This is a genomic window from Tepidibacter sp. (assembly GCF_025210165.1).
Taxonomy (GTDB): Bacteria; Bacillota; Clostridia; order Peptostreptococcales; family Peptostreptococcaceae; genus Tepidibacter_A.
The window spans coordinates 1-13,214 of record NZ_JAOASI010000002.1 but is presented as its reverse complement, the minus strand read 5'-3'; the positions used below and the strand labels follow the sequence as shown (position 1 = coordinate 13,214).

9 protein-coding genes and 2 rRNA genes are annotated in these 13,214 nt (G+C 28.9%); 8 read left to right on the top strand and 3 right to left on the bottom strand.

The features are described from left to right. The first annotated feature begins 73 nt into the window (after positions 1–73). The 4 genes from rrf (N4A48_RS00085) to N4A48_RS00070 all read left to right on the top strand — a co-directional run bounded on the left by rrf (N4A48_RS00085) (position 74) and on the right by N4A48_RS00070 (position 1,498). Positions 74–190 (top strand): 5S ribosomal RNA (rrf, locus tag N4A48_RS00085). Positions 191–225: 35 nt separating this feature from the next. Continuing rightward, positions 226–342 (top strand): 5S ribosomal RNA (gene rrf / locus N4A48_RS00080). Positions 343–990: 648 nt separating this feature from the next. Then, positions 991–1,206: a hypothetical protein gene (locus N4A48_RS00075; protein ID WP_293663637.1), complete on the top strand. Its 216-nt coding sequence runs from the start codon at positions 991–993 to the stop codon at positions 1,204–1,206. Further along, a complete protein-coding gene (locus tag N4A48_RS00070) occupies positions 1,151–1,498 on the top strand; it encodes a YbjQ family protein (RefSeq protein WP_330665011.1) in 348 nt (115 codons plus the stop codon). Before N4A48_RS00075 ends, N4A48_RS00070 begins: the two co-directional genes overlap by 56 nt. A gap of 377 nt (positions 1,499–1,875) precedes the next feature. Here the strand turns inward: N4A48_RS00070 and N4A48_RS00065 are convergent, their stop codons facing one another. Further along, positions 1,876–2,790: a class I SAM-dependent methyltransferase gene (locus tag N4A48_RS00065; protein WP_293663636.1), complete on the bottom strand. Its 915-nt coding sequence runs from the start codon at positions 2,788–2,790 to the stop codon at positions 1,876–1,878. Between the two features lie 265 nt (positions 2,791–3,055). Between N4A48_RS00065 and N4A48_RS00060 the strand changes: the two genes are divergently transcribed. Then, positions 3,056–3,811: a hypothetical protein gene (locus N4A48_RS00060; RefSeq protein ID WP_293663635.1), complete on the top strand. Its 756-nt coding sequence runs from the start codon at positions 3,056–3,058 to the stop codon at positions 3,809–3,811. 263 nt (positions 3,812–4,074) lie between these two features. Here the strand turns inward: N4A48_RS00060 and N4A48_RS00055 are convergent, their stop codons facing one another. Both N4A48_RS00055 and N4A48_RS00050 read right to left on the bottom strand, forming a co-directional pair. After that, positions 4,075–4,968, bottom strand: a complete 894-nt coding sequence (locus N4A48_RS00055; RefSeq protein WP_293663634.1) for a sensor domain-containing diguanylate cyclase — start codon at positions 4,966–4,968, stop codon at positions 4,075–4,077. Positions 4,969–5,062: 94 nt separating this feature from the next. Continuing rightward, complete coding sequence (locus tag N4A48_RS00050; RefSeq protein ID WP_293663633.1) at positions 5,063–5,512, bottom strand: hypothetical protein; 450 nt, start codon at positions 5,510–5,512, stop codon at positions 5,063–5,065. 624 nt (positions 5,513–6,136) lie between these two features. Between N4A48_RS00050 and uvrB the strand changes: the two genes are divergently transcribed. The 3 genes from uvrB to N4A48_RS00035 all read left to right on the top strand — a co-directional run bounded on the left by uvrB (position 6,137) and on the right by N4A48_RS00035 (position 13,012). Continuing rightward, the gene (gene uvrB / locus N4A48_RS00045; RefSeq protein ID WP_293663632.1) at positions 6,137–8,107 is read left to right on the top strand and encodes an excinuclease ABC subunit UvrB; all 1,971 of its coding nucleotides are present in this window, start codon (positions 6,137–6,139) and stop codon (positions 8,105–8,107) included. Position 8,108: 1 nt separating this feature from the next. Beyond that, on the top strand, positions 8,109–10,940 hold the full coding sequence (gene uvrA / locus N4A48_RS00040) for an excinuclease ABC subunit UvrA (RefSeq protein WP_293663631.1): 2,832 nt from the start codon (positions 8,109–8,111) through the stop codon (positions 10,938–10,940). Between the two features lie 776 nt (positions 10,941–11,716). After that, complete coding sequence (locus N4A48_RS00035; protein WP_293663630.1) at positions 11,717–13,012, top strand: hypothetical protein; 1,296 nt, start codon at positions 11,717–11,719, stop codon at positions 13,010–13,012. Positions 13,013–13,214: the final 202 nt, after the last annotated feature.

Sequence of the window (13,214 nt, the reverse complement as noted above, 5' to 3'; positions counted from 1 at the left end):
TGTAGCTCAGTGGTAGAGTTCCGGCCTTCCAAGCCGGCTGCGAGGGTTCGACTCCCTTCACCCGCTCCAAATATGTGGTTATTATAGCAAAGAGGATACACCTGTTCCCATTCCGAACACAGAAGTTAAGCTCTTTAGCGCTGATGGTACTTGGAGGGCAGCTTCCTGGGAGAGTAAGACGTAGCCACGTGGTTCATAAAGAATCATACAAAATAAAAAAGATTATGTGGTTGTTATAGCAAAGAGGATACACCTGTTCCCATTCCGAACACAGAAGTTAAGCTCTTTAGTGCCGATGGTACTTGGGGGGTAGCCCCCTGGGAGAGTAGGACGTAGCCACGTAATCTTTTTTTATTGTTGTTAAGCAAAAAAGATGGTTATTTAAATACCGTGAATGCATTAAATAGATTTATAAAACTAAGTATTGTATCTTATTAAATATACTAAAATTTCTTGAACTCGCTAGGCTCAGACAGAAGAAATTTTTTAACGTATATTTAAACGATACAATACAAGCTTTATTTAAATCTATTTAAAAGATTCACTAACATTTAAATAACCATCTTTTTTAGTATGTGAATATACTAATGAGGCTAATAATCTAGGAAAAGATTACGCAACTACTGGAAGGATTGGAATAAAAAAGATAAAATAAAAATGAATGAACATCTTATGGTATAATTTAACATGTATCCTTTTGGTAGAGTGTTTTTAATGAAATTAATTGTGAATAAATTTATTATATTTATTTTAGTTCCATTATCGTATATAGCCTCATTTAAAACTATAGAATATATAGCTGAAAATTTTATATAGGGGGGAATGAGATATGCTAGATTATAAGTATTTGCTTTACATGGGAGTAGAGAAGTATTAGCTAAAAACTCTAGAAGTGGATACATTTATTATTTTACAATGATATTTACAATAGTTGTTTTTATTGTAAGAAATTTTTTAGATTAGAATATATAATGAAGGGAGAATATAGTAATGAAAAAGTTTATTGCTCCTATAATATGTGGTGTTTTAGCAATTATACCTATTTGTTTATATTTTTTACTTATAGCATTTGGGATAAATAGTGTAATATCTGATATAGTCATAGGTGTAATTGTTATAGTTTTAGTTGGTGCTATGATATTTACGATAAATCAAAGAATTAAAGAAATTAAGGAGGAAGACAAGGAGGATATTAGTAAATACTGATTTTATAACTGGAAAAGAAATTGAGACTTTAGAGGTTGTTAAAGGTTCAACTATAAGATCTAAGCATATAGGAAAGGATATTTTAAGTGGATTAAAGACGATTGTTGGGGGAGAGCTTACAGCATATAAAGAGATGCTTGACGAAGCTCGTCAAATTGCTGTTAAAAGAATGGTTGATGAAGCTAAAAATCTTGGTGCAGATGGAATAATAAATATTAGATACTCAACAAGTAATATTATGGATGGGGCAGCTGAAATTTTAGTTGTTGGAACAGCTGTTAAATTTAAATAAAAATACTAAATGCGTAAGTTTGCTCTAAAGAGAGAAAGATGGTTATTTAAAAGATTCACTAATATTTAAATAATCATCTTTTTTTAGTATCTAAATGTATTAGTAGAGAGAATAGTGTAAGAAAAAAGATTACATAATTATTTAAAAGATTGAAATAAAAAAGATAAAAATAATTAACTGATTGTTTCATAATTTATCCGAAAGCTAAGAGTTCTAAGACTCCATCCTCTTCAGGTTGGAGATGAGAACTCTACAGCTTCTGGATAAGTTCAACTAACCTTCAGATGGAGTTACAAACTCTATCTGAAGATAAGTTTCACTTGATAAAGATTTTGTTTCAATTAAGTAAATATTATGCTCATTTTTTAATATCAGTTTTAATTCTTTACAGCTAAACAATAATTTACATTATCAAAGGCTGTTATAGGATGTTCTGGATTTAATTGATTATATTTTTTGAAATACTGCTCTGTTATTTCTTTTGGTGTCAAATGCTCATAAATCAAGAAATTGCTATCAGCTAATAGCTTCTCCAATTCTAAATAAGAATAGCTCGCAAGCCTTTTTTCATTTACCGCATCAATCATTGTGGCTTGTTTTTTTGCTCGCTCGCCGGCTTTTGGAGTATATGTATCTTCATCTGGATAATCAAAAATAATACTACTACCTTTTGGAACTATGCTTGAAATAGTATTAATTGTTTCAGCAAAAATCTGTTTAGGCAAATAATAGATTATTCCAAGTAAACTGCAACAACTTATTTTGTTTTGATCAAATTCTGAGCAGTCAATTAAATTGTTTTCCCAACTGTTTTTTGTAAAATCTACAGATACATAATAAAGATTGTTAGGTTTTTCTGGTAGTATTGATTGAATACGCTTTTGCTTATCAGAGCCAGTAACAGGGTGATCAAGTTCAAATATTTGAATTTTTGATGCCCAGTCAGGCTGACGATATGCAAATGTATCATATCCAGCGGCAAAAATCATATATTGCTTTGCACCAATTCTCACTGCATTTTCAAGTGCTTTTTCTGCAAATGCAGCTCTACCAAGTGGCGATGGAGATAATTGATTATCTACAATCCACCTTAATGATTCTTCCTGTGTACCCTCAAATGATGGATTGAAGAAACTAATTCCTTTTAACATATGGTTTGCAATTTGTTGGTATTCTTTCTGAGTTAAAATATCTTTTGCTAAATAATCATCAAATACTTTTTCTGTATTTTGTACCGAATGATATGCTCTTGAAAATGCACTTACTAATGCAGTCATATTTTTTTGTTCCATAAAATTATCACCTCTAATAATTAATATCATTTTATTTCTAATAGTACAATACTTGAATTTATTTACATTTTATGGTATTATAAACATATAAAATATGAAAAATTTATAAAGTCATCACCATAAATGGAGTGACTTTTTTTGTATATATGAAAATCACCTGTCTATGCTGGTGGTTCTAAAAAGCTTCCAGAGGTGAGTAGAAAAGGCTCAATACATCATGATGTAACAGTGAAATATAACGAATTATTAGTAAGGAGAAGTATCCATGAAAAAAACCAAAAAGAAACATATAATTGTATCAACTATAGCACTTATGATAATTTTTATTGGGGTATTCTGTATTCAATTTACAAGTCTTGGATATAAGATGACAGTTCCACTTCGATGGTATACACAAGTTAGGGAGAATATATATGTGGACAAAGATTTTAATGGAGATAGTTCTAATATATTGCCAATTATAGATGAAGCAAATAAGAGGTTAGTGACGTTTTGGGGCGACACTGAAAGTAAGCCCAAAATTATTATTAGTGATAATGAGAAGAAACTTAAAAAAATGGGTTGGACGGGAAATTCAGCATTAACTGCGACTGCTGTTTTCTTTGGAGCACACAGTTATGTGGTAATATCTCCTAAAGGGTTAAATATTGATGTTGTTGCTCATGAATTAACTCATGCGGAACTTCATTGTAGATTGCATAAAGGAAAAATATTACCAAAAAAACTTATTCCGATTTGGTTTGATGAGGGTATTGCAACACAGAATGATTATCGTGAAAGATATAATTATGATGCTTGGGTAAAAGCAACGAATAATGGTAAGAATATTACTGATTTTTCTCAATTGAAAAATTCAAGTCAATTCTATAATCCTAATATTGATATTCGCAGGTATAACTACATAATCAGTAAACACGAGGTTAGAGAATGGCTTAAAATACATAGTGTTGACGATTTGATTGCATTAATAAATGCCGTAAATGAAGGAAAATCATTCAACAAATTATACTATATAAAATGAGTATAGCCTATTAAATGGTTGCTTTAATTGATAGAACTTTTTTACTTTAAATAAAAAAATTTTAAAATACAGGTATAAAAAATATAAATATCGTCTATTATATAATTAAGCTTGTAAATCAAGTTAACTCAATCTCCCCCAAAAAAGACTTCTACCCCCCATGGAAGTCTTTTTTTTTAGGCAATAAGGGATAAGATGAAGCTTTGAAATAAAGGTATGAGTCCACCAACACATGGATAGGCTGCTTAGATACAGGATGAATTCTATAAATATTTAAAGCCATTTCCACCTTTGTTTTTTATAATGTAAGCCCGTTGGTCAGATATTTTATATAGTTCATTAAAAGAAGATGCATCATCTGGAAACAATGCTACTCCAATACTTACAGAAATATTGATTGATATGTTATCAATAACTAATTCTTGATTTAAAGTCTTAGTAATGTATTCTAGTAGATTAGTGTCAAGTATATGAATATCAGATAGTATAATAATAAACTCATCACCACCTATTCTTGCAACTAAGTCTGATTGACGCTTAGTGACGCTTTGCATTCGGTTTGCCATAGCAGTTAAAACCTTGTCTCCGAAATGATGACCATATTTGTCATTAATTTGTTTAAATTTATCAATATCAATAGTTAGGAAAGCTAATTTGAGTTTTTCTCTTTTACTTAATGCAAGAAGTGTTTCCCACTTTGATTCAAGTGTTCTACGATTTATAAGTCCTGTAAGATGATCATATGCAGCTAAGCGTTTAAGCTCATTTTCCAATTTCACATGTTCGCTAATATCTTCAATTAATCCCCAAACAACTTCAGTACCATCTATATCTATTAATTTGAAACCACTAATTTTGATTGGATATCTTGTACCATCTTTTCTAATATATTCTTTAAAATTAGGACCAAATTTTCCAGTTGAATTTAGTTCTTCTATTTGTTCAATTTCTTGCTGTTCATATTCAATGGGTGTAATATCCCAATAACTTAGATTTAAGAACTCTTCTTTTGTATAACCTGTAGACTTTAACAGAGAAGGGTTGACTTCAATAAATTTTCCGGTTGCATGAATAACCATTGCCATGCCTATTGGAGAGTTTTCAAAAAGTATTTGAAACTTTTTTTCAGATCGATTTAATTTTATGTTGTTACTCATGTGATTATCTCCTTTATTATGTTTTATACCTATTATTGATAGTTTTTAATCGTTGTAGAATTAAATTTGGTTAAACAATACCAAATATTTCATATTAGAATTCTTCTTTTTTAGTACTAGAGTTTAATCTATTCTCAGCTTCAATGCATATTTTATCTATTTTATTTAAAATATTTTTTAAAGATAATGAGGGGTATAATTGATTCGGACTCAATTTATTGTAATAACCATTTTTTGTAATTAAATTGTCGTAATATGAGTTTTTTGTATACAGAGACACATTTGAATTATTTGGTACTAACATTTTTTCAAGTTTAATAATTTCTTTTAGAACTTGAATATCTTTCTTTGAAATATGTCCATTATTTTTTAAGTGATTTTTCAATGAGATTATATAAGAATAAAAACTATCTATATTAAAATTAAAATCTTTATTTAAATAACGCATTTTTAATGTGAAACTTTTAGATATTTTAAGACTTTGTTTATTTTTATCTATAATGTCTAACAGGTATTTTGGGTTGTTTAAATTATTTTCATCCATTTGTGAAATGAAAGAATGGAACTCATTAAAAGAGTTATTAAACATATGATACACGACGTAATTATTATTGATATGTTCATAATTATGAAAATTGATTTTTGCTTTTTCATAGTATTATCTCCTTTTGATTCCATTTAAAATTTTGGTATAATTTCAATATAAATGAAATTTGTATATAATAATTATAACTTAAATATTTTTATGTGTATATCTGAAAATATTTAATTGAATTTTCTGAAAATTATAATATAATAATATTAACAAATACCTAAAGAATAGGAGATGATTCCACCAAAGACGTTAGCTTTCATATTCATTATAAAAAACTATAGAAAGGATGGTTAAAACAAGATATATAAAATTAGAAATAATTAAAGAATATTAATTGAAAGGGTGAGTCCACCAAAATATGAGTAGGTTACATAAGATAGCAATATAAAAAAGCTAGTTCTTAAAAATAAATTTAAGGATTAGCTTTTTTGTGTTGCTTAAATTAAGTTCCTCTTTATAATGATTAAATTAGTAATATATAGGTATATTAATATAGAGTGTTGAATTTAAAAAAAATTAAATGTATAATTTACATATAACATAAGAACTAATGTTCGGAAAAGAGGTGGTTTTTTGGAATTTAAGATAGAGTCTAAGTTTAAGCCTACAGGGGATCAGCCACAGGCTATAGAGCAAATTGTAGATTCAATAAACAACAATAATAAGTTTACGAGTTTATTAGGAGTTACAGGATCAGGTAAAACTTTTACAATGGCTAATGTAATACAGAAGGTTCAAAAACCAACGCTTATTATAGCTCACAATAAGACCTTAGCTGCTCAGTTATATAGTGAGTTCAAGGATTTTTTTCCAAATAATGCAGTTGAGTATTTTGTTAGCTACTATAATCACTATCAGCCAGAGGCTTATGTTGCTCATACAGATACTTATATAGAGAAAGATGCATCTGTTAATGATGAGATAGACAAGCTGCGACATTCTGCAACTGCGGCAATACTTGAAAGAAAAGATGTAATAATAATATCATCTGTATCTTGCATATATGGACTTGGAGATCCTAAGGATTATAAGGAGCTTATGATATCTCTAAGACCTGGGATGCAAATAGATAGAGATGAAGTTATAAAGGAATTAGTAAGTATACAATACGAAAGAAATGACATTAACTTTGAAAGAGGTACGTTTAGAGTAAGAGGAGATATTGTAGAGATAATGCCTGCTAACTCTGATGATACAGGAATTAGAGTAGAATTTTTTGGAGATGAAATAGATAGAATAACAGAGATTAACTATATAACTGGAGAAATAATAGGAACTAGAAATCATATAGCTATATTTCCAGCATCTCATTATGCAACAAATCCTGAAAGACTTGAAATTGCACTACAAAATATAGAGGAAGAATTAAATGATAGAGTAAAATACTTTAAAGAAAATGAGAAATTATTAGAAGCACAAAGAATTGAACAAAGAACTAACTACGATATAGAGATGTTAAAGGAAATTGGATTTTGTCAAGGTATAGAGAATTATTCAAGACATATAACAGGAAGAAAAGAGGGAGAGAAACCTTATACATTAATGGACTTTTTTCCTGATGACTATCTTATAATAGTTGATGAGTCGCATGTCACAGTACCACAGGTAAGAGGTATGTATGGGGGAGATAGGTCTAGAAAAGAATCATTAATAGAAAATGGATTTAGACTTTTATCTGCTTATGATAATAGACCTTTAAACTTTAATGAATTTGAGGAAAATATAAATCAAATGTTATTTGTATCTGCAACACCTGGTCCTTATGAGATGCAAAATTCTACCCAATTTGCAGAACAAATTATAAGACCTACAGGACTTTTAGATCCTGAAATAGATGTAAGACAAATAAATAATCAAATAGATAATTTATTAGGTGAAATAAATGATATTGTTTCAAAAAAAGAGCGAGTGCTTGTTACAACACTTACAAAGAGAATGTCAGAGGATTTAACTGATTACTTAAAAGATGCTGGAATTAAGGTTAAATACCTGCATTCAGATATAGAAACACTTGAGAGAACTGAGATTATAAGAGATTTGAGAATGGGTAAGTTTGATGTATTAGTGGGAATCAATCTTTTAAGAGAAGGTCTTGATATTCCAGAGGTATCATTAGTTGCAATACTTGATGCTGATAAGGAAGGATTTTTAAGATCTGAAACTTCTCTTATACAGACTGTAGGAAGAGCTGCAAGAAATAGAAATGGTAGAGTTATAATGTATGCAGATAAAATAACGAGATCTATGGAAAGTGCTATAAATGAAACCAACAGAAGAAGAGAGATACAACAAATATACAATGAGGAAAATAATATAATTCCTCAAAGTATAAATAAGGATATAAAGGATGTAATAGAGGCAACTCAAGTAGCTGATGAAGAAGTTGCATATGGAATAAGCTCTAATATAGATAAAGATGAATTAAAGGAAACTATAAATAGACTTAAGGATGAAATGATAGAAGCTGCAAAAAATCTTCAATTTGAAAGAGCAGCTAATTTAAGAGATAAGATAGCTGAGCTTGAGGAAAGGATTGAAAAATAATATGGAAAATAAGAACATTGTTATAAAAGGAGCAAAAGAGCATAACCTAAAAAATATAGATATAACTATTCCTAGAAATAAGTTTATAGTGTTTACAGGACTTTCAGGCTCTGGTAAATCGTCTCTTGCATTCGATACTATATATGCAGAGGGTCAAAGAAGATATGTAGAGAGTTTATCAGCTTATGCTAGACAGTTTTTAGGACAAATGGAAAAGCCTAATGTTGATTATATAGAAGGACTGTCCCCTGCTATATCAATAGACCAAAAGACTACTTCAAAAAATCCTAGATCAACAGTTGGAACGGTAACTGAAATATATGATTATTTAAGATTATTATTTGCTAGAGTAGGAGAGCCTCATTGTCCTATATGTAATCAAAAGATAAGTCAGATGACGGTTCAAGAAATAGTGGATAAGGTATTAGAACTTGAAGATAGAACTAAAATACAAATATTATCTCCAGTTGTAAGAGGAAAAAAGGGAAAGCATGAAAAAATAATTGATAGAATAAAAAAAGAAGGATTTGTAAGAATTAAGATAGATGGAGAAAATTATGAGGTTACAGATGAAATAGATTTAAATAAGAATAAAAAGCATAACATAGAGGTAATAGTAGATAGGATAGTAATAAAAGAAAATATAAAAAATAGACTTAGCGACTCCATAGAAACGGCTATAAAGCTTTCAGAAGGTCTTGTTATTATAGATATTATAGGAGATAAGGAAGTATTATTTTCTACTAAGTTCACATGCCCAGAACATGGGATAGGAATGGAGGAGCTTTCTCCTAGAATGTTTTCTTTTAACAGCCCATTTGGAGCTTGTACAAGCTGTAATGGACTTGGAAATACTAAAAAGGTTGATAGAGATTTGGTTATACCTAATAAGGATTTATCTATAAAAAAAGGTGCTATAGCTCCTTGGTTCTCAGTTGGTGGAGCAGGTAGTGAAGATACATATTATTATAAAATGGTAGAAAGTCTTGCATCAAAGTTTAAAGTATCATTAGAAACACCATTTAAGGATTTACCAGATGATTTTGTTGAAGAATTATTATATGGAAACAATAATACTTTAATACAATTCCAATATGAATCAAAATTTGGTGGATATAGAACTTATGAATCGGCTTTTGAAGGAGTTATAAACAATTTAGAAAGAAGATATAAAGAGACAACCTCTGAATATATGAGGGATAAGATAGAACAGTTCATGGTAGAAAGTCCTTGTAGAACCTGTAAAGGTAGAAGATTAAAAAAGGAAAGTTTATCTGTTCTTATAAATGATAAGAATATAACAGATATAACAGATATGTCTATAAATGAATTATTAGATTTTATAAATAATATAGATTTAACCACAAAACAACAAATAATAGCATCAGAGATATTAAAAGAGATAAAAAACAGAACATCATTTTTACAAAATGTAGGTCTTAATTATTTAAATTTATCTAGACAAGCAGGGACTCTATCAGGAGGAGAGGCTCAAAGAATAAGGCTTGCAACTCAAATAGGTTCTGCTTTAGTAGGAGTTCTTTATGTACTAGATGAGCCAAGTATTGGGCTTCATCAAAGAGATAATGACAGACTTATAAAAACTCTAAGACATTTAACTGATATAGGAAATACACTTATAGTAGTTGAACACGACGAGGATACTATGTTTGCATCAGATTATGTTGTTGATATAGGACCTGGCGCTGGTGTGCATGGAGGAGAAATTGTTGCACAAGGAACTGTTGATGAAATAAAAGAATGTGAAAAATCTATAACAGGTCAATATTTGAGTGGTAAAAAAGAGATACCTATTCCTGAAAAGTTTAGAGAACCAGATGATAGATATATACAAATCAAAAAAGCTAGTGAAAACAATCTTAAAAATATAGATGTAAAAATACCAGTTGGATTATTTACTTGTATAACAGGGGTATCAGGATCTGGTAAGAGCTCCTTAATAAACGAAATATTATATAAGGGAGTTGCAGCAAAAACACAAAATCTAAGAATAAAGCCTGGAAAGCATAAAGAAATACTTGGTATAGATTATGTAGATAAAGTAATAGATATAGATCAATCACCTATAGGAAGAACTCCAAGATCAAACCCTGCAACATATACTGGGGTATTTGATATGATAAGAGATGTATTTGCAATGACAAATGAAGCTAAGGCTAGAGGATACAAAAAAGGAAGATTTAGTTTTAATGTAAAAGGTGGAAGATGCGAATCTTGTAAAGGTGATGGAATTATAAAAATAGAGATGCATTTTTTACCTGATGTATATGTTCAATGCGAGGTATGTAAAGGAAAAAGATATAATAGAGAAACTCTAGATGTTAAATATAAAGATAAAACAATATCAGAAGTACTTGATATGAATATCGAAGAAGCTTTAGAGTTTTTTGAGAATATACCTAAGATAAAAAGAAAGCTTCAAACTCTTATGGATGTAGGACTTTCTTATATAAAGCTTGGACAACCATCAACTCAATTATCAGGTGGAGAGGCACAAAGAATAAAGCTTGCAACAGAGCTTAGTAAAAGGTCTACTGGAAAGACCTTATATATACTAGATGAACCAACTACTGGTCTTCATATGGCTGATGTAGATAAGCTTATTAAGGTTCTTCAGAAATTGGTAGATGCAGGAAATTCTGTTGTTGTAATAGAGCATAATTTAGATGTTATAAAGACATCGGATTATATAATAGATTTAGGTCCTGAAGGTGGAGAGGGTGGAGGAATGATAGTTGCTACTGGTACACCTGAGGAGGTTGCAAATAATGAGAAGTCTTATACTGGGATGTTTTTGAAGAAATATTTCTAAGTGTATAGATTGAGTCTAGACGTTAAGCGAAAAATGATGCTGATTGAAATACCGATACCTAATTAATATTTTAATAAAACTACAGATTGTGCTTTATAAAATATTCTAAAAGTTCTAAACTCCCTATGGTCAGACAACGAACTTTCTTAACGAATATTTTAACAGCACAATCTGAGTTTTATAGTAAAATATTAATCAAAAGTATCTAACATTTCAATCAGCGTCATTTTTTTATGTTATAGGAAACTATATTATTTTTGAATTAGCGAGTAGACGAATTTTTTTATGCTTAAGGAATTATATGAATACAACTAAGCTTTTATCTTATTAATAACTCGAAAATTTACGAACTCCCTACGGTCAGACACACAAATTTTTTAACGAATTATTAAACGCTAAAAACTAAGTTATATTAGTCAAAATATCTAAAAGCATTCACTACTATTTTCATATATAGTTTTTTATAATAAGTATTCTATTTAAAATTAAAATCTTACCGCATTAATTTGATATAGAAAAAATAACACTATAAGGATGCATGGAGATGGTAGAAGAGAATAAAATGATTTTTAAATTGCGTATAACATAGAAGAAAGGACTGCACTTTCAACCATTTACAAGTAGGAAATAGATAAAATCTAAATCTAATTGGTAGAAATGTAAATACTTGTTTACAAAATAAGAACATCGTTGTACAATGAAATTTGCGAAAATATAAAGTGAAATGAGGAAAAATATAGGGCTGTGATTAATAGATTATAAAAAGGGAGATTAATATGGATATAAATATAAAAAATTTATTAAAAAAAGTATTGTGTATTTCAATATGTATTTTAATATTAGCATTAGCTATAGGTTGTCAACAGGAAAAAGTTATGAATGAATTAGATGAAGGATATATATCTGATATAACAAAAGAAGGTATTTCGTATGTAAATCAAGATTTGAAAAATGGATTTATATATGAAGGAGAAGATTCATTAGAAAAAAATCAATATAGTGGGAAATTAATGAATAAAGATGGAAAAGTAATTTATGAAGGCGAGTTTATCAACGGGATTCCTAATGGAAATGGTATTTTACATATGACTAATAAATCAGTATATGAAGGGCAATTCAAAAATGGCTTTGCAGATGGTTTTGGAAAAATCAGTTTAAAAGATGGAAGCAACTATTATGGTTTTTGGGTAAAAGGAGATTTCATTGATGGAAACTATAATTTATTTAATGGAAAAGATGATATGAGAATTGAGGGATGCTTTAGTGGTAATTTTATTTATTTGAAATCCATGAATTATCATAATTTATTAGAAAATATTCGTGACGATTGTGTTTTAGAATCAGAAGATAAATATTATTTTAAACTTAATGAAGAAAGTAGGAGTAAAATAGAAGCATATAAAGATTTATCTCTTTTAGATAAAACAAGTAATAGTTTTGAAAAAGTAAAGGATGCTGAATTAAAGAAATTTATAAAAATATTATGCTTATCAGGACGAACAGGATTACATGCATTAAGTAAAAATGATTACGGTTCTTATATAAGCAATTATTATGAAAATAGGGTTGTGTATGCTTATAATCAAAATAAGACTAAAATTGAGGGTATTAATAATAAAGATTTATTTATTACAAACAGTAATATTAGTTCAAATGATATTGAAGCAGTTGTTAATATAAAGGATATTGATAATCTATGCATGTATTTGTTTAATAAATCGCTTAGTCAAAATATGTTACAGGAAGCTAAAGAGGATAATCGAATTTCAGAAGAAAAGGGAATATTCACATTTTTTTCACCAGATGTAGGTGGAGGAGCAGATGAATACTTAGTACTAAAAGAATTAAAAGAGGTTCAAAAAGATAAAGAATATAAAGTTATTTTTGATGGATATAGTTTTTTGTGGGGATCTGTTGAAATTTTAGGATTATCTCAAGATGAAATCTCAGTAACTATTAAGAAAAATAATAACAAGTATTATATAGAAAATGTAAAAATAGGAGATTTAGTTAAGGTGGAAAAATTATTAGATTTTGAAGCCTCGGTGTTTGTCAATAGAGTTGTCGCATAAAATCTAATCCTTTTGTTATGTTCGATTTTTAAAAATACAGATTTTGAATATTTTACCATGCATTTTTCAAAAAGAGTATCTTTCAAGATATCTATTTTTCAAAATTATATTACATCGTTTTCAAATAAATCTTTGACCTCATCTGTTGGATTTAAAGCAACGGTTTTAGGAGTTTCCCATTTTTGTATTCCTTTATTAAATC

Excerpts from the sequence above, each read along its gene's own strand:
- N4A48_RS00050 (WP_293663633.1), bottom strand. The coding sequence starts at position 5,512 with ATGGATGAAAATAATTTAAACAACCCAAAATACCTGTTAGACATTATA.
- N4A48_RS00055 (WP_293663634.1), bottom strand. The coding sequence starts at position 4,968 with ATGAGTAACAACATAAAATTAAATCGATCTGAAAAAAAGTTTCAAATA.
- N4A48_RS00075 (WP_293663637.1), top strand. The coding sequence starts at position 991 with ATGAAAAAGTTTATTGCTCCTATAATATGTGGTGTTTTAGCAATTATA.
- N4A48_RS00060 (WP_293663635.1), top strand. The coding sequence starts at position 3,056 with ATGAAAAAAACCAAAAAGAAACATATAATTGTATCAACTATAGCACTT.
- N4A48_RS00065 (WP_293663636.1), bottom strand. The coding sequence starts at position 2,790 with ATGGAACAAAAAAATATGACTGCATTAGTAAGTGCATTTTCAAGAGCA.
- N4A48_RS00035 (WP_293663630.1), top strand. The coding sequence starts at position 11,717 with ATGGATATAAATATAAAAAATTTATTAAAAAAAGTATTGTGTATTTCA.
- uvrA (WP_293663631.1), top strand. The coding sequence starts at position 8,109 with ATGGAAAATAAGAACATTGTTATAAAAGGAGCAAAAGAGCATAACCTA.